This window comes from Fodinibius sp. GM108 (assembly GCF_058386985.1).
The window spans coordinates 1-16,792 of record NZ_JBYEIR010000017.1 but is presented as its reverse complement, the minus strand read 5'-3'; the positions used below and the strand labels follow the sequence as shown (position 1 = coordinate 16,792).

At 44.4% G+C, this 16,792-nt stretch carries 17 protein-coding genes and 2 tRNA genes; 13 read left to right on the top strand and 6 right to left on the bottom strand.

Annotated elements, in window-relative coordinates; all coding sequences use genetic code 11:
- Positions 1-305: 305 nt before the first annotated feature.
- From murA to ACT3ID_RS18655, 4 genes are read right to left on the bottom strand one after another with little or no spacing between them, the layout of a single operon-like run.
- Complete coding sequence (murA, locus tag ACT3ID_RS18670) at positions 306-1,577, bottom strand: UDP-N-acetylglucosamine 1-carboxyvinyltransferase (RefSeq protein ID WP_491543584.1); 1,272 nt, start codon at positions 1,575-1,577, stop codon at positions 306-308.
- Positions 1,570-2,079 carry an acyl-CoA carboxylase biotin carboxyl carrier protein subunit gene (locus ACT3ID_RS18665; protein ID WP_491543583.1) on the bottom strand — a complete coding sequence of 170 codons (510 nt, stop codon included), beginning with the start codon at positions 2,077-2,079 and terminating at the stop codon, positions 1,570-1,572. Before ACT3ID_RS18665 ends, murA begins: the two co-directional genes overlap by 8 nt.
- A gap of 1 nt (position 2,080) precedes the next feature.
- Positions 2,081-2,350 (bottom strand): hypothetical protein, encoded by a 270-nt coding sequence (locus ACT3ID_RS18660; RefSeq protein WP_491543582.1) that lies wholly within the window; start codon positions 2,348-2,350, stop codon positions 2,081-2,083.
- Between the two features lie 58 nt (positions 2,351-2,408).
- The gene (locus ACT3ID_RS18655) at positions 2,409-2,960 is read right to left on the bottom strand and encodes a hypothetical protein (RefSeq protein WP_491543581.1); all 552 of its coding nucleotides are present in this window, start codon (positions 2,958-2,960) and stop codon (positions 2,409-2,411) included.
- Between the two features lie 169 nt (positions 2,961-3,129).
- Here ACT3ID_RS18655 and ACT3ID_RS18650 point away from each other — a divergent pair, with 169 nt between their 5' ends.
- From ACT3ID_RS18650 to ACT3ID_RS18635, 4 genes are all read left to right on the top strand, one after another.
- Positions 3,130-3,891, top strand: a complete 762-nt coding sequence (locus ACT3ID_RS18650; protein WP_491543580.1) for a DUF3108 domain-containing protein — start codon at positions 3,130-3,132, stop codon at positions 3,889-3,891.
- A 182-nt stretch (positions 3,892-4,073) separates the two neighbouring features.
- Positions 4,074-4,517 carry a dUTP diphosphatase gene (gene dut / locus ACT3ID_RS18645; RefSeq protein ID WP_491543579.1) on the top strand — a complete coding sequence of 148 codons (444 nt, stop codon included), beginning with the start codon at positions 4,074-4,076 and terminating at the stop codon, positions 4,515-4,517.
- 111 nt (positions 4,518-4,628) lie between these two features.
- A complete protein-coding gene (locus ACT3ID_RS18640; protein ID WP_491543578.1) occupies positions 4,629-5,921 on the top strand; it encodes an MFS transporter in 1,293 nt (430 codons plus the stop codon).
- Positions 5,922-6,077: 156 nt separating this feature from the next.
- Positions 6,078-7,013 carry a DUF5996 family protein gene (locus ACT3ID_RS18635; RefSeq protein WP_491543577.1) on the top strand — a complete coding sequence of 312 codons (936 nt, stop codon included), beginning with the start codon at positions 6,078-6,080 and terminating at the stop codon, positions 7,011-7,013.
- 77 nt (positions 7,014-7,090) lie between these two features.
- On the opposite strand, the gene ACT3ID_RS18630 is transcribed toward ACT3ID_RS18635, so the two are convergent.
- Positions 7,091-9,439, bottom strand: a complete 2,349-nt coding sequence (locus tag ACT3ID_RS18630; protein WP_491543576.1) for a S9 family peptidase — start codon at positions 9,437-9,439, stop codon at positions 7,091-7,093.
- A 949-nt stretch (positions 9,440-10,388) separates the two neighbouring features.
- Positions 10,389-10,913 carry a PH domain-containing protein gene (locus tag ACT3ID_RS18625; RefSeq protein ID WP_491543575.1) on the bottom strand — a complete coding sequence of 175 codons (525 nt, stop codon included), beginning with the start codon at positions 10,911-10,913 and terminating at the stop codon, positions 10,389-10,391.
- A 154-nt stretch (positions 10,914-11,067) separates the two neighbouring features.
- Here ACT3ID_RS18625 and ccsA point away from each other — a divergent pair, with 154 nt between their 5' ends.
- The 9 genes from ccsA to ACT3ID_RS18580 form a co-directional block, all read left to right on the top strand.
- Positions 11,068-11,730 (top strand): cytochrome c biogenesis protein CcsA, encoded by a 663-nt coding sequence (gene ccsA / locus ACT3ID_RS18620; RefSeq protein WP_491543574.1) that lies wholly within the window; start codon positions 11,068-11,070, stop codon positions 11,728-11,730.
- The gene (locus ACT3ID_RS18615; protein WP_491543573.1) at positions 11,727-11,996 is read left to right on the top strand and encodes a CcmD family protein; all 270 of its coding nucleotides are present in this window, start codon (positions 11,727-11,729) and stop codon (positions 11,994-11,996) included. Before ccsA ends, ACT3ID_RS18615 begins: the two co-directional genes overlap by 4 nt.
- Entirely contained in the window at positions 11,993-12,397 is a 405-nt protein-coding gene (locus tag ACT3ID_RS18610; protein WP_491543572.1) for a cytochrome c maturation protein CcmE domain-containing protein, read from the top strand. The genes ACT3ID_RS18615 and ACT3ID_RS18610 overlap by 4 nt, the downstream gene beginning before the upstream one ends.
- 5 nt (positions 12,398-12,402) lie before the next feature.
- Complete coding sequence (locus ACT3ID_RS18605; RefSeq protein ID WP_491543571.1) at positions 12,403-14,883, top strand: heme lyase CcmF/NrfE family subunit; 2,481 nt, start codon at positions 12,403-12,405, stop codon at positions 14,881-14,883.
- 19 nt (positions 14,884-14,902) lie between these two features.
- A complete protein-coding gene (locus tag ACT3ID_RS18600; protein WP_491543570.1) occupies positions 14,903-15,556 on the top strand; it encodes a hypothetical protein in 654 nt (217 codons plus the stop codon).
- 1 nt (position 15,557) lies between these two features.
- Positions 15,558-16,307 (top strand): tRNA pseudouridine(38-40) synthase TruA, encoded by a 750-nt coding sequence (truA, locus tag ACT3ID_RS18595; RefSeq protein ID WP_491543569.1) that lies wholly within the window; start codon positions 15,558-15,560, stop codon positions 16,305-16,307.
- Positions 16,308-16,376: 69 nt separating this feature from the next.
- Positions 16,377-16,455 (top strand) — tRNA-Gly (locus ACT3ID_RS18590).
- A 27-nt stretch (positions 16,456-16,482) separates the two neighbouring features.
- Positions 16,483-16,554, top strand: a tRNA-Asn gene (locus tag ACT3ID_RS18585).
- Positions 16,523-16,792: GIY-YIG nuclease family protein (locus ACT3ID_RS18580; protein ID WP_491543568.1), on the top strand; the 270-nt coding region annotated here is incomplete at its 3' end. The genes ACT3ID_RS18585 and ACT3ID_RS18580, both read left to right, overlap by 32 nt.

The following is a 16,792-nucleotide window of genomic DNA, read 5'->3' as shown; positions in this document are numbered from 1 at the left end:
TTTCTTCCGCTTGCTGGTACTTTAAAAAGAAGAAGTTAATGGCAATTCTCAACACAAGAGATAAGTCTAACAGACTGAGCTAAAAAGCCAGAAGCTGTCTGAAGACAGCTGAGAATCGGATAATAAACATCAAAAGCAGAGTTCCACTGAAAAATCTCTAAAAAGCATTGTCCCCGATCGTAGTGGAGAGATAGCTTATCTGTTATGCCGAATTGTCCTCAATCAAAGCGACCTTCTTTCGGATTTCCCATACTTATTTCCAAGATAGAAAAACAGGATTCAGAGCAGAGGGGAAAAATAATGCTCTACGCTTCCTGATCCATGCGCTTAATATTGGCCCCCACATTGGTAAGCTTTTGTTCCAGATCCTCATAACCGCGATCGAGGTGGTAGATTCGAAGAACATCGGTCTTGCCTTTGGCAACAAGTCCTGCCAACACCAGGCTTACACTAGCCCGGAGATCAGTACTCATGACAGAGGCACCTTTGAGTGGGGTTTTCCCTTCAATGTGCACAGTATTGCCTTCCACATCCATATCGGCACCAAGACGTACTACTTCGGGTACATAACTGAATCGGTCGTCGTAAATGGTATCCGTGACCGAGGTACTCCCGGTGGCTTGGGTCATCATGGTGGACCATTGTGCCTGCAGGTCGGTGGGAAATCCGGGATAGACATCCGTTTTAATTGAAGTCGGATTGATTTCGCCAGGAGCTTCAATATGAATAGTGCTATCTTTAATAGTCATCTCGGCGCCCGTTTCTCGAAACGTTTCAGGAAAATGCCCCAAATCATCAACATCTACATTAGTCAGCGTTATATCCGATTCGGGATGCATGACCGCTGCGATCATAAAGGTACCTGTCTCAATACGGTCAGATGCGTTACGGGCTTCAATACCTTCGAGGCTGTCAACTTTTCTGATGGTAAGTTTTCTTGTTCCGATGCCCTCTATATCGGCGCCCATTTTAGACAGTTTTTCGCAAAAAAGCACAACATCTGGCTCCTTAGCCGCATTTTGGATCGTAAACTTTTTGGCGCGCAGTACTGATGCCAACACTAAATTGATTGTTGCACCTACGCTGCTGGGCTCCAGGGTAAATGTGCCGCCTTCTACTGTTTCAGGTGCGTTGGCAATGACATATCCTTGGTCAAGCTCAATGTCGATCCCCATTTCGCGCATGCCATCGAGGTGCAGGTCAACGGGACGAGGTCCCCACGCACAGCCGCCCGGCAGCGACACTTTTGCTTCTCCATATTTGCCAACTAAAGCGCCCAGCATATAAAAGGATGCTCGCATCTTGCGAACCAGCTCATACGGAGCTTCATAATGGGAGAGATGTTTGGGATCGATAGTGAGAATACCCTCATCCTCATCAAAATCTACATGTGTACCCGTTACGCGGATAACATTGTTAAATGTATATATATCGCGCAATTTCGGAATATTGGTAATAGTAGTTGGCGAATCACCTAAAAGTGCAGCCGCCATCAGGGGCAGTGCCGCATTTTTTGATCCGCTGATTGGAATAGATCCTTTGAGAGGGGTAGGTCCTTCTATAACAAATTTATCCACTTGCTTCTATTTCTAAGATTAAAGCGTCTTTTTCGAGTGAGTCTCCCTGCTCTACGGCGATCGATGAGATTACGCCTTTGATGGGAGCTTTAAGTTCGTTTTCCATTTTCATGGCTTCAAGGATAGCCACCGGGTCGCCGAGTTCTACTTCGTCACCTTCGCTGACAAGTACCTCCAGGATTTTGCCGGGCATGGGAGCATTGAGTTCACCTTCACCGATTTCACCGGGACGTTTGAAGCCAAGCCGATCCAGGAGCAGATCTTGCTCATTGCGCACATCAACTTCATGCCACTGTCCGTCGATAGTAAATCTTATGGTATGCTTGTCGTATTTTACATTATCAATTTTGTAAAGCTTTGTTCCCATTCGAAGGAGGTAACGGCCGTTTTTCTGACGATGAAACTCGTAAGAGTGCCTTTCATCTCCAAACTCAACTTCTCCGGATTCTTCAGACAATTCCAGCTCGGTTGTTTCACCGTTGATAATAGCTTCAAATTTCATCTTATTGTGATTTTATTTTACTGAGTCCCTTACTCGTAGCTCTGAAAGTGAAATCCTGCAGATTATCGGCGTCATAAAAGCTGGTTAGTGAAATCTTATTGCCGCTTCGTTCATATGCTTCAATCAGGTGGTAACTGAGCAGATTGATCAGATCATCCCGCAGCTCGCCGTATAACAGGCCGGTTTCATCCAGGATATCCTGAAAGGTTTCCGGGTAAATAAGCTTGTTAAGCACCTGTTGCTCTGATTTTGTGATTTTTCGTTTAGCCATACCATTAATGCTTTTTTTAAAGTTGAAAATAGGAGGCATTATACTCTTAAACAACCTATTATGATCCGTTTCCTGCATCTGATGACCCGATCTGAACATCTCCGTAAGTAACGACATTTTGTTGTCCGTCATAAATGAGAATACGGTATAATCCTGAAGCCTGGCTACCACCCGAAGATCCCGAAATAAGTTGACCGCTCAGTGTGAATGTTTCCAGCGTTGGAGATGAAATTTCATCGCGTACAGCAATAGTAGGTAATCCTTGATCAGGCAATTCAAATGAGTGGATTTCAAGCCTGTTTAAGGTTTCAATACTTCGAATATAGATATTAACTGTCAATTCCTGGTTGAAAGAGAGTGGGTTAGGATAGGGCGGCTGATTGTCGGGAGTACCAATTGTGATCAAACCTTGATACATTGGCGAAATTCGCCAGTCGTCAGGATCCGTCTTTAAAACATTGCCGTTTTGATCAGTTTCTGTAATCCCTTGCGGTTCAGCAAGAGCCTGCCTCTCAAATTCACGTTGATCGTCACTTTTTGAACACCCAGATATCAGAAGTAAGCTGGTATAGAGCAGAAATAAAAGATAGAGGAAATGATTGCTTCGCATGAAACGAAATTCGTCTATGATACCTTCAATAATATTTCAGATTAAGTCTTATAATATCGAACTTTGGACGTTTATTTAAAATAATTTTCTAAACTCAACTTGAAGTCATTTGACGCGCTTTAAAACCGGACTATTCTGTGCACTGTTATTTTTGTTATTGGCAGGCTCTTTGGAGAGCTTCGCACAAGATTCCTTATTTACTTTTGAGCATTCCGAACGTCCGCCGACCATGGAGGAGCTTCTGGAGTGGAAAGAGGTGTTTACTTATGAAGTAAAATACAGCTTCTTTACACTGGGGCAAGTGCAGACCGAAATTCTTAGAGATACTACCTACAATGGAAAAAAAGTTTGGCATCTGCGAACGATTATTACGTCCAATTCGGGAATACCTTTTGTCGGCACTGAAGAAAATCACTATAACACCTTTATGGTTGAAACTGACAGCCTGCCCTATACCCAGCTTTACTGGCGCGATAACGTAGATGAAAAGGAGTTTAACAGTGAACGATATGCGTTCGATTACAAGAATTATGAAGTATATTACTCCGAGCAGGGTGAACCTGTCGATACGCTTCAACTGACTGAGCATTCCAGTTCGGGACAGCTGGTATTTTACTATTCACGGCTTTTTGCAGGCAGTGATCAAAATTTTAAGCTCCCCGTATACCTCGAAAGAGAAAAGGGATATATCAATGGTCGCAATACTACTGAAATCGAGGAGCGGGAATACGATGCTTTTGAAAAACCTGTAAGGACTTTTTACAGTGATGGTGTTGCTGATATTGACGGTCCCTTCGGTTTTAGTGGCAATTATAAAGCATGGTATACTACTGATGATCTTCGGGTTCCAGTGGAAGCCCATGCAAAAGTTTGGCTGGGAAATGTCAAAGTACGATTGACCGATTATAAAAAAGAACCGAGAGTCCGGTAAGCAGGTCTAGGATTTTGATAAGGTCCAGTACCCTCTTGAGAGGGAGTTAATGGGTGTATCATCCATAGTCGATTATTACGTGTTAATATATTCAATAGATAAGAAGTGATTATTATTTCTGCTAATTATTTCACTATAGTTGTGAAAACATCTAATATTCAAATCCCTACAGTTAAAAAACCATGAATATACAGTTTAAAAAGTTACCTCATGCTGAGGATTTACCGCTGCCATCTTATGAATCAGAATATGCAGCCGGTATGGATATACGGGCGGCATTGGAAGAACCTGTCACACTAAAACCAGGAGAACGAAAGTTGATACCTTCTGGTTTAAAAATGGCGCTACCGAAAGGATATGAGGCCCAGATGCGTCCCCGCAGCGGACTGGCTTATCGGCACGGTGTCACGATGCTCAATACACCGGGCACCATTGATGCCGATTATCGCGGTGAATTGAAAATGCTGGCCGTAAACCTGGGAGAGGAAGAGTTTGTCATCAATCACGGAGACCGCGTGGCGCAGATGATCATAGCTCCCGTTGTTCAGGCTGACGTTCATGAGGTAGAAGATCTCACCGAAACAGAGCGCGGCGACGGCGGCTTTGGCAGCACTGGTGTGAAGTAGGAGTTGGTTATTTGTCACTTGTTATTTGTTGTATGTTTACTTGTCCTACGTAATCTCGACTTCTATCGAGGAGTAACTAATCACCGTTAACTATTAACCTAATAACTGGGTTTGTTAGACAAGATACGTCCCTATATTGATCTGGTATCCAATAATCAGAACTATCGCCGGTTGTGGCTTAGTCAGGTTGTATCCAATTTTGGGGATTGGTTCGGAATCCTGGCCGTTTATGCGCTGATTACCAAATATTCTGATTCCGAATTTTTGCTGGGACTTATCATAGTAGTTAAGATGATGAGCCTGGCCAGCTTTTCTCCCTTTGCAGGTTATATTACCGACCGCTTCAATCGCCGCAGAATTATGATTGTCTGCGATCTGGTTCGCGCACTTCTGGTATTGGGACTATTGCTGATCGGATCCTACGAGACGCTTTGGCTGGCGTATGTTTTAACAGCTTTGCAGATGATGTTTTCCGCTATTTTTGAGCCGGCCAAAACTTCATCCATCCCCAATGTAACAACAGATAAAGAGCTGGTAGATGCCAACGTACTCTCGGCGGCCAGCTGGAGTATTATATTTACGATCGGAATGGGTATCGGCGGACTGGCAACGGCTGGTCTTGGTACCGATCTGGTATTTATTATTAACGCTGTTTCGTATGTCATATCAGCCGTGTTTATATACCGGGCGGTGATTCCACAAAAGAAGATGGATGAAGCCGAACGAAAACGAACCCGCAATCCGCTAACAGGCATCAAAGAAGGATTTCGCTATCTGTTTAACAATCACCAAGTATTGCGTCCCACACTTGCAAAAGGTTGCTTTACCATGCTGCTCGGTGGATTAACATACATGCTGATCCTGGTTTCCGAGGAGGTTTTGATGATGGGAAGCGTTGGATTGGGATTATTGTATTCGGCGCGCGGTGTCGGGACGGGTATCGGTCCGGTTATAGGACGTCGAATATTTGATAGCGAGCGCGACTGGGTGCGCGCAATGGGTTACTGTATGATGTTCGGCGGAGCGATGTATTCTGTCGTTGGGATGACGACGAGCCTTGGCATAATGCTGTTTTTCGTCTTTATTGCTCATGCCGCTTCGGGTGCCAACTGGGTGATGAGTACGGTACTTCTTCAGCGGCGTACCCCCGATCCATTCCGGGGACGCATATTCAGTACCGAATGGCTTTTGTTTACGCTTACACAGTCGGCTTCAGTCATTGCTGCTTCTTGGATTTTAGAAAATGACTGGCTTACGATTCAGCAGACGATGATTCTCTATGCAGTGCTACTGGTCGTTGCAGGGATATCTTGGCACTTTACCGTGGCTTCGCAGGAGCATGAATATCAACTGGATCGAGAGGAGAGAGAAGATTTTACAGTTGTTGAGAGGGTGGAGACATAATTCAAATTACTGAAATCTTCTGAGTTTTATTGTGGTTAGTGAATAATCGAGAGAGTTGTAGGCAATGACTTAATATCCGTCGTGAAAGACGCAAGATCCGTTGTTCTAAGTTGTCCACCGGATGAGAGAAAATGAACAGTTTCAAAAATCAATGAAATGAGAGAAAAAATATCGGAAACCCACAGTGAATATTACTGGCCGGAACTACCTTCTGTAGCGGAGTGGCAAGAAACGTTGAAGAAGGTGCATTTATGGTCACAAATTATCGGGAAAATACGGCTGGAAAATATGCCCTGGATAAATCACTCATGGCATGTTACTCTTTATGTTTCGTCACATGGATTGACCACTTCGCTCATCCCGCATCAATCAGGCGGATTTGAAATAGAGTTCAATTTTGTGGATCACTTGCTGGAGATACAAAAGGTAAATGGCGAGAACCGGCATTTCGCACTGGATTCACTATCTGTTGCTGATTTCTACGATAAAACTTTCGATAGTTTAAACCAGCTGGGAATAGAAACCAGTATTTACCCCATGCCGGCTGAATTGCCTGATCCGATTACGCCTTTCTATAAAGATACGAACCACACATCTTACGACGCCGAAGCAATTCAGCTTTTCTGGCAGGCGCTGACAGACACCCATCGGGTTTTTACACAATTCAGAGCTGATTTTACGGGTAAAGTCAGTCCCGTACATTTTTTCTGGGGCGCATTTGATCTGGCAGTCACTCGATTCTCCGGTCGACCGGCTCCAAAACATCCGGGAGGAATACCAAATTGTCCTGATTGGGTTATGGAAGAGAGCTACTCTCACGAGCTGTCAAGCGCAGGATTCTGGCCCGGCACCGGTTTGGGAGAGGCAGCGTTCTATTCATACGCTTATCCCGCACCCGATGGATTTAAAGCAGCTAAAATTAAGCCCAAAGAAGCTAAGTACCATGAAGAACTCGCTGAATTTATTCTTCCCTATAAGACGGTGCAGATGGCTTCTGAACCGGATGATATGTTGTTCTCATTTCTTCAGACAACCTATAACGCTGCAGCCGAGAATGCCGGCTGGGACAGGAGCAAACTGGAAAAAAGTTAAAGTGAGTCCTGCAGTAAACGAGGAATGCCTTTGAGAGAGCGATTCCCCAGATAAGGTGGACTCCATGTTATAAGATTTTATTCATCTTCCGGAATATTATAGTCGATCTTATCCGGACGATAATCCCCAAGCAGATGTTCGGCGAAATAGCGCCAGCGCATCCGTTCGAAATAAGGGGAATACTGTCCAAATCCGTGTCGCTGCCCCGGCATCATCATAAAATCGAACTTTTTCCCTTTTTCGATTAGCGCGTTAGCCAGTCGGATTGTATTCGCCGGATGCACATTATTATCAATTGTACCATGGACAAGCAGTAAGTGTCCTTCTAAATTTTGAGCAAGATCTATATTGGTATCGATTTCTGATTGAAATTCGGTTTTGGTTCTTACCGAATCAGCCGAGGTAGTGTCTCGAACTTCTTTTTCAACACCTTCCACACCATGATGAATTTCGCTCCACCACATGTTGTAAATATTGTTGTCGTGATTACCGGCTGAAGAAACCGCCACGTCATAAAAATTCGGATACGTAAGCAGGGCAGCAGTGCTCATAAATCCACCGCCGGAGTGACCGTAAATGCCCACCTTGTCGAGATCGATAAACGAATGACGGGCAGCCAGCTGTTCCAATCCATACTTGTTATCCTTGAGCGGATAATCACGCAGATTGCCATAGCCGTAGTTATGGTAATATTTGCTTCGAATGGGACTTCCGCCACGCTGACCCATTGCTACTACAATAAAACCAAGCTGCGCCAGGGCCGTTTCATCTTCATGACTAAAGCCAATAGGGAAGGGCTCAGTCTGCGGACCGGGATAGACATAGGTGATGATGGGATAGCTTTTTGTTGAATCGAAGTCGAAAGGCTTCCACATGACGCCGTAAATATCTGTCGCATCATCAGCGGCCTTTACCTTGAACGTCTCCGGTGGCTGCCAGCCGGCCTCTTCCATACGGCTTACATCTGTTTGTTCAAGCGTAGTGATTATCTCTCCGTCACCGTTGCGAACTACAGAGCTCGTAGGCTGCTCCACCCGTGAAATATTGTCGACAAAATAGTTACCTTCTTCCGAAGCGCTGATATCGTGTGTGGCATCCTCAGGTGTTAACCGCTCCATATCAGATCCATCAAAATTAACCCTGTAGAGCTGAGCGTAATAGGGGTTCATATCGTCTTCGCGGCCGTATCCTTCGAAATAGAGTGTACGCTCGGTGGTATCGATTTTTGCTATATCGCCGGCCACAAAATGTCCGTCGGTAATTCGATTTTTCAGGTTCCCATTTTCATCATACAGGTAGAACTGTCCCCAGCCGGTGCGTTCCGACCACCATATATATTCTTCCCCTTCATTAATAATCGCCAGGTTCGAAAGCATCACATTGAAATAAGGATTGCTTTCTTCGCTGAAAAGTACTTCTGTTTCGCCGGTCTCAGTATTTGATTTCAGTACATCAATTTTATTCCATTCGCGATTGCGCCTCAGCATATAAAGATAATCTGAGCCAGTGCCGGTATAGATACCTCCATTGTTGAAATAGGCACCGCCGATTACTTCATCGCTCCATTCTTCTTTATCAATATCCAGCTGCACACCATCAGTACTGTCCACAGTGTCTGCCTGAAAAACCCACATTTCGTGTTGTGGCACATTTTCTTCGCCCGGCATAGCATATTTATAGGTTTCCAGCTCGGGACGTTCTCCAAGAGAATTGATTACCCAGAGTTCATCAACATCACGTTCGTCAGTTCGTCTGATGTAGAGTTTTTCGGAGTCTTCGAACCATTGAGCAGAAGAGCGCAATTTTTCATTGCTGGTGGTATCGCCTTCATCAGCCTGAAAACTATACCAGCGTTCGCCGTCATCAGTTAGCTGATATTCGGTACTGTCCGGATCGTCGGCTTTCATCAGGTAGAGGTTGTGATTTTTTGCATAGGCGATCCAGCTGCTGTCGGGAGAGAACGTTGCCCATTGTTCGCGGGATTCTTCTTTTACCGAGTCACCTTTAACGAGTTCGTTTTCTTCAAACCGATACTTGAAATTGATACTGTCCACGTGAAATGTGAAAAGTTCATCTTTCACATTGTATTCAAAATCCTGCAGAGATAAGTCTTTATGATTGAAAGGTTTATTGAATATTTCCGCTAGTTCAGCAGCTAAGTCCTTTCGATCAAAGAGAGGGCGTTTTTCACCTTCAGCGGCATCAACAAAATACCAGTTTTGGCCGGATTGATTTTCGTAGCTATACCAAAACCGGTCTTGGTCTTCTATCCAGCGAGGATTGATCTGCGTGCTTCCGGTCATTTTTTCCATTCTCTCTTCGGTGAAACGTTCAGCTGCCTCAAAATTTGCCTGACCAATGGCAGCGAAAGTGAATGCAAAAATGAAGCTTGCAAGAATAGAAAATCGGGATAGAAGTGAGAACATAACTGATAAATGTGGTTGGTTTAAGTTTTGCTCCTATTATTTATAAAATTGAATTAATCAATGCTAAAGAACCAAGCGTAAAAGAAAGTAAAAAAGAAACCGGGGACCTTTCTTTGCACCTTTTGAATGAGCCCCGAAAAAATTTGGGGCAGGCAACGGTGCAGTAAAACATATTCCGAAGCATCAGAACTTCGGCGCACGAATTCGGAAGTTTCTGTCCGTCTTTTGGCTTGATCACGCCGGTAGGCGGACATGTCCAAAAGACTAGTAAAAGATCAAGGGCCTACTGCTCCCGACGGCTGTCGGGATACGTAGGCTGTACTGACGAAAACTGTCCCATCAGGTTCCGCCGGTGGCTCGGGACCATCTACTGTTCATTTTTTGTGACCAAAACCGCCGACAGCAGTCGGGACCAGAAAATCACTGGAACGAACCAAAAAAGTCCCGGGGGAATCGTAGATGTTATTCTTACTATAATCTAAACTCGGGGATTGCTTTTCCCCATCAGTACTTATCTAAAACACTGTATAACATAGCTCTTGAGATTTAATTGGTATTATGGTTTTTATATCCATATTTCTCCCTTTGGATATTGTTAAAGGCAGCTTAAAATGCGTCTGAGTAAACATTTCTGGTGCCTTTAGTAATCAAGAACATCAGTAGGGGTATCTGTTCCAAAAAAGTGGAAAGGAGATGGGCGACAAACAGAAAGAGGGAGGTTAGAGATTTTGAAGAATCCTAGGTACAGCTAACGAAAATGTAGCCTTATGCATATCAGCCTATTTCTGCGCTCCATGGATTTTAAACCAGATAGTAAATGAAAAGGGCACATGTAATTGCTTCATTTACTATCTTTTTAGAGAGAGGATATCCCCAAATATCTTAGTGTTTTTTGTGATCTGAGTGGTAAGTGATCCGTACAGATCCGGGTCTGAAAAGCGTTCAGTATCTACTCGAAATGCTTTTTCTCTTTTTCGAACTCTTCATCCGATACAAGACCCTGTTGCCAGAGGCCTGTCAGATAATCCATCCGGTCCATTGTGCCGGGTTTTCGGTCGGGCTGACGCGGCTCTGCTTTCTTTTTTTGCTTTTGACGCTGTTTTTCGGCTGAAATAGCTTTTTCCAGCATACTTTTCAGCGTCTCTGGATTTTCCATCCCTCTCAATTTCAGGGAGGTGGCAGTGGTATGCAGCACCAGATCGCCCACTTCCATTTTCTCTTGCAGCCAGCTCTGCTCAAGATTTACATATTCTATATTTACCAGATCAATATTGCGCTGATATTTATCATCCCGCGCAGAAATTTGCGTATCAGTAAATGTGTAAGAATACTTTTTGTGTTGTTTATATACCCAATACAAGCCGATAAGCCCAATGCCAAAAAGCGGGATCAAAAGAATTGAGATACAATATCCAAGGATATGATTCTTCCAGCTTGGTTGAAGATCGATGGTTTTTTGGGATTGATCAGCCATAAATGTTGGATCAGTTGTCATTCATTATTTGAACATGGTAAACTTAGCTAAAATTCAGAAAAACCGAAGGCGGAAAAACTAATTTTTCCAAAACAGATTTCGTATATTACCAAGCTTAAAATAAATACCCGCTCTGGCGAACAATAGAATGAGTTTGAAACCCTGGAAATACATTGTGGCTTTTTGGATGACGGCTGTTATTACGGTCGGATTTCTCATCCCCATTCCGGATATACCTATTCTTAAAGAATCGGCCCGAAATTTGTTTTTACATGTGCCCATGTGGTTTACAATGTCAGTGTGTTTTGCAGGCGGATTGTATTACAGCATACGGTACCTCAATAATCCCCGCATAGAATTTGATCGCAAAGCCGAAACAGCAACACAGGTGGGACTCCTTTTCGGGATCTGCGGTTTGTTAACGGGCGCTGTCTGGGCGCGATTTACATGGGGTACATGGTGGACATTTGCCGAACCGCGGATGAATTTGTCGGCGCTGGGAATGATGATTTACGTAGCGTATTTTGTGTTGCGAACCGCTTTTAACAATCCTGAAAAAAGAGCAAAAATTGCCGCCGTTTTTAATGTATTTGCGGCAACCACTATACCATTTTTGCTGTATATAATACCTCGGCAGTTACCGAGCCTGCATCCCGGAGCCGATGGTAATCCAGCTTTCAGCGAAATCACGGCGCCAGAGCTGCGTTATATATTTTATCCGGCAGTGATCGGATTCATTGCGCTGGCAGTTTGGCTGAATGAAATTCTAAATCGGTATAAAACTGTTAAGCAAATAACTGAACAACAAGGAGCATGAAATTCTCTAATTTTCAGGTACAAGAAGATACTGTCGCGGCCGTTGATACACTAACAGAAAGTTATTCTACCCAGTGGGATGGCTCGGCGGGATTAGAACAAGCAAGTCCGCTGATTCAGGCGGCAGCGTCGAATGACCTTATTTTTATCGTGCTGGGAGTAAGTCTCATTATTTGGTTTGTACTTCTCTTTTTTATCATCAGAGTAGATAAAAAAGTTGGCGAACTTGAAAGGGAAATTAATCAATCTAACGTAACAGAATCATGAAACCTAAGTTAATAGTAGGCATCATTGCCATCGTTGGTTTTACATCACTGTTGATGTATAACTTCGGAAACAGTATCAGCACATATGTGAATTTTGAACAGGCTTCCGGCATGGAAGGAGCCCATGTTGTTGGCACGTGGGATGATTCGAAAGATTATGGCTTTTCGATGGAGACCAAACAGTTTTCTTTTTATATGGAAGACGAAGCCGGAAATGTACGCCGCGTAATATTCCCCAACCCTAAACCCAACAACTTTGAACAGGCTGATCAACTTGTAGTAATCGGAGAAATGCAAAATGGTGTTTTCTATGCGAATGATATGTTGATGAAATGTCCTTCGAAATACAATGATGGGGAAAATGCTGAATTCGAAAGAGTAAACACTGATAGTAATTTATAAATAATATGATAGGTTTCGCCGGTGATCTACTAGTCAACGCTTCTTTTTTATGTGCTATTCTGGCTGCTGTTGGATATTTCCTCTACTCCCAGAACGACAGGAACAAATACTTTAAAATATCGAACTGGTTATTTGGTCTTCAGGGATTATTTTTACTGGCTGCTTCGGGATTGTTGCTATATATCATTCTGACCCACCAGTTCAATTTCTATTATGTCTATAATTATACCAGCAGTGATCTACAGCTCAAATACCTGATTTCCGCCTTCTGGGGCGGCCAGGAGGGTAGCTTCATGCTGTGGATTCTGTTCTCTGTACTGATCGGATTGGGGCTGATGAGATGGACGCGTAAACCCTATCGGGGACCAGTGCTTTTTTTCCTTACACTGACCCAGATTTTTCTGCTGTCGATGATTTCCGGCATCTCGTTCGGTGATTTTACGCTTGGTGCTTCACCATTTCGTACTCTGGCCGAAGCGATGCCCAATGCGCCGTTCCTGCAATCCAATCCCGATTTTGTACCTCAGGATGGAAAAGGTCTGAATGATCTTCTTAAAAGTTACTGGATGATGATTCATCCGCCGGCACTTTTTCTCGGTTTTTCAATGATGACGGTGCCGTATTGTTTCGCCATGGCCGCTCTCTGGAAACGTAAATATAATGAGTGGGTTGATCCTGCCTTGCCATGGACATTGGGTGCTAATGTAGCACTGCTCACGGCTATTTTCCTCGGCGGATACTGGGCGTATGTCACACTCTCCTTCGGAGGGTACTGGGCCTGGGATCCGGTGGAAAATGCATCATTCGTTCCGTGGTTGCTTGGTACCGCCGGTATTCATACAATGATTATTCAGCGTAAAAGTTCGACCTCCCAAAAAGCCTCGATTATCTTTGCAATTCTGGCTTATGTGGCTATTGTCTATGAGACGTTCCTTACACGGTCAGGGATTTTAGCTGATTCCTCAGTGCACAGCTTCGTAGATCTGGGATTATATAATCAGCTCGTCATATTTATGATTGCTGTTACCGGTATTGGGTTGGGCTTGTTCTTTTATCGATATAAGGACCTGCCGCGCCAGAGAAAAGAGTCCAAGTTTCTGAGTCGCGAGTTTATGACTTTTGCCGGTGCAATGATACTCTTTCTAATAGGGCTTGTTATTATTCTGGGTACGAGTTCACCTATTATTGGTCGCTTGTTTGTAGAAAATCCCACTCCTCCAGAGGTGAGTTTCTACAACGAATGGACGATGCCGCTGGCTATTATTGCCGCCATTATGACCGTTCTGGGACAACTCCTTTTCTGGAAGCGACAGGATGCGGAATCGCTGGCCGAAGATCTTGTCTGGCCTGTAGCTATTACTTGTGTGGTGACACTGGCGACGATCATGATTGGTGAGGTCCGCAATTTATATTATATGCTTTATCTTCTGACGGCCTGGTTTGCCGTGATCGGTAATGGATTCGTAATGTTTCGTTTGGCACGTAAGAATCCGACTGTTATCGGAGGTACACTGTCGCACATAGGTTTTGGCGTGTTACTGCTGGGAATCTTGGCTTCGTCAGCCTATAACAATCATCTGCTTGATGAATCTGTAGAACGCTATAACGCCGCTATCGAGCGGGGAGAGGTAACAGATGAACAGGGTTTCCAAAAGACACAAAAAGTAAACCTCCTGGAGCTGAAGCTGAATGAACCCAAGATTGTTGGCGATAAGTACAAGGTTACTTATGAGGGATATACCTTAAAAGACCAGGAGCGACCCGGTCAGCAGGAATACCACATCAAATTTGAGCCTGCTGACGGCGAGGGCAGTCAGTTTTATCTGAATCCTCATGTATATCCTATGCTTACGGCATCATCGGCCTCAAATATAGAGTGGTCGGTGGATCCGGATGTGCGGAGTGGATTTCTAAGTGATATCTACTTATATGTAGCGGGTAGTTCTTTTGTAGAGCGAAGAAATGAAGAAGCGAAGAAGCAGTCCGATACGCAGCCGGCTGCCATGGGTGAAGATTCTGTTCGCGTGCAAAACGTTTCCATACAGCGCGGTGAAACCAAACCCATAGGAGAATTTGATCTTACATTTAAGGGATATGGAGAGGTGGACAATGAGGAACTGCGAGACAGCATGATGGTTGCAGTACGTGCAAACTTAGAGATAAAGCAGCGCGGCAGCGACAGTTCAGCTCCATTGAATCCGCTGTTTTCCATCTATTCCAATGACGGTGAAAACTGGACTTATTCGCCTCCTGTTTCCATTCCTGGGCATGAAGGTACCATACAGTTTACCAGTGTAGATCCGTCTAATGGCAGTATTGAGCTTACGATTAGGGGGGTAGACGAAAATGTTGAAGATGAGTGGGTATTGCTTTCGGCCGAGGAAAAGCCGTTTATATCAGTTGTTTGGCTGGGTACATTCCTGTTAATGATAGGATTCAGTATTTCAATATTCCGTCATTGGAACAGGGAGCGGAAGAAATCATAATTCATAAGACGGCACAAAAATGAAGTGGATCCTGATTTGCCTGATACTGTCAGTTACCTCAGGAGCCATGGCCCAGGATTTGAAGTCCGAAGCAGATTTACCCGATCCTAAAGTAGCTTTTCTTAAATCGGTGGCTCTGCCAGGTTGGGGACACCACCACGTGGATAAGTCGGATTGGACGCGGGGAAAATATCATTTGGCTGCCGAGGCAGGTCTGGTTCTTAGCTATCTGGGATTGTCAATCCACACAAATAATATGCAGGAAAACTGGCTTACCTATGGACGTCATGAAACGGGTGTAGAGATCGATGGGCGAAGCCGCCGGTTCCAGTTGACTGTCGGTGATTTCAACAGTCTTGATGATTATAACGACTATCAGCGCCGCAGCAGAAACTGGGATCAGCTTTTTGCTGATATCCCCGAAAATCGATGGTACTGGTCGGATAAAGCAAAACGCCAGAAATACAACAGCCTTCGCAATCGCTTTGAACGAATCGACCGGCAGTTGCCCGCACTTTTGGTGATGATGGCCGCAAACAGAATTATCAGCGGTATCAGCGCGTATAACAGGGCAAAGAAAGAGGCGGAATCTCGTCGGTTCAGTGGATCAATATTTGTTTTACCCAATCGTTTTTCAGGCGGATTGACGGCTAACGTGAAAGTGGATTTTTAGTATGCCCCGGTACAAAATATCAATTGAATTTGATGGTACACACTATAGCGGCTGGCAAAAGCAGCCCAATGCCAATACAGTTGAAGAAGAGATCGAAAATGCTCTTTCACAGATTTTGCGTCAGCCAGTTGACGTGATTGGCCAGGGGCGTACCGACAGTGGTGTCCACGCCGAAGAACAGGTAGCTCATTTTGATTTTCCCGAGCAGCTCGACAGTGATAAATTACTTTATGCATTATTGGGAGTACTACCACATGATATCGCAGTTTGGGATTTACAGGAAACTGACGAAGATTTTCATGCCCGCTTTGATGCGGTATCCCGCCGCTACCGCTACCAAATTGCCCGGCGCCCAACGCCGTTGTGGCGACTTACATCCGAAATAATACTGGATGAGCTCGATATGGAGGCGATGCATTTTTGTTCTCAAAAAGTGCGGGGGACACACAATTTTGATAGTTTTACAAAACCCGACAATGAAAATCCCGATTCTGTATGTGAAGTGACGCATTCAGCGTTTTCTGAAAATGATCCGTTATTGATCTATTATATTGAGGCGAATCGGTTTATCCGGCATATGGTGCGCAGGTTGGTAGGCACAATGATCGAGGTGGGACAGGGCAAGCGGACTGTTGAGGAATTTGTAGATATGGTTGAACGACCAAGCAAACAAAAGAACGGGCACGGTGCTTCGGCAAAGGGACTCATTTTGGAAAAAGTTAAGTACAAAAAAGATGGAAAAAGGACTTGACTTGCGTTACATGAATGCATTATATTTGTGCTCTATTTGAGACGGTTGAAAATTTGTTTTGATTTATAATCCTCGGTAGAATGCAGTCGGAGAATTGGCTGTTATCCCGACAGCTGTCGGGACGTAGGTTCGAACCCTACCCGGGGAGATAAAAGATTTTTATTTTGGTACATAATCCTCGGTAGCTCAGCGGCAGAGCAATCGGCTGTTAACCGATGGGTCGTAGGTTCGAATCCTACCCGGGGAGCTTAGGCAAAAGAAAAGAAGGACTAATCGGCAGAAGCTGGTTAGTCCTTTTTTTATTTATTTGTGAAATCATGAGCTATTTTCTGTACATACTCCGCTCGGAGAAAGAGGAAACCTATTACACGGGCAGTTCAGACGATCCGGAGAAGCGGTGTTTTTTTCACAACAACCAAAGCAAAGGGTATACGCTTGCTTACCGGCCTTGGAAACTTGTGTTCACGCACGAATTTGATACCAAA

Coding starts and splice junctions, on each gene's coding strand:
- dut (WP_491543579.1), top strand. CDS start 4,074: ATGAATATACAGTTTAAAAAGTTACCTCATGCTGAGGATTTACCGCTG.
- ACT3ID_RS18610 (WP_491543572.1), top strand. CDS start 11,993: ATGAAACCTAAGTTAATAGTAGGCATCATTGCCATCGTTGGTTTTACA.
- ACT3ID_RS18630 (WP_491543576.1), bottom strand. CDS start 9,439: ATGTTCTCACTTCTATCCCGATTTTCTATTCTTGCAAGCTTCATTTTT.
- ACT3ID_RS18635 (WP_491543577.1), top strand. CDS start 6,078: ATGAGAGAAAAAATATCGGAAACCCACAGTGAATATTACTGGCCGGAA.
- ACT3ID_RS18625 (WP_491543575.1), bottom strand. CDS start 10,913: ATGGCTGATCAATCCCAAAAAACCATCGATCTTCAACCAAGCTGGAAG.
- truA (WP_491543569.1), top strand. CDS start 15,558: ATGCCCCGGTACAAAATATCAATTGAATTTGATGGTACACACTATAGC.
- ACT3ID_RS18655 (WP_491543581.1), bottom strand. CDS start 2,960: ATGCGAAGCAATCATTTCCTCTATCTTTTATTTCTGCTCTATACCAGC.
- ACT3ID_RS18605 (WP_491543571.1), top strand. CDS start 12,403: ATGATAGGTTTCGCCGGTGATCTACTAGTCAACGCTTCTTTTTTATGT.
- ACT3ID_RS18600 (WP_491543570.1), top strand. CDS start 14,903: ATGAAGTGGATCCTGATTTGCCTGATACTGTCAGTTACCTCAGGAGCC.
- ACT3ID_RS18665 (WP_491543583.1), bottom strand. CDS start 2,079: ATGAAATTTGAAGCTATTATCAACGGTGAAACAACCGAGCTGGAATTG.
- ACT3ID_RS18615 (WP_491543573.1), top strand. CDS start 11,727: ATGAAATTCTCTAATTTTCAGGTACAAGAAGATACTGTCGCGGCCGTT.
- ACT3ID_RS18660 (WP_491543582.1), bottom strand. CDS start 2,350: ATGGCTAAACGAAAAATCACAAAATCAGAGCAACAGGTGCTTAACAAG.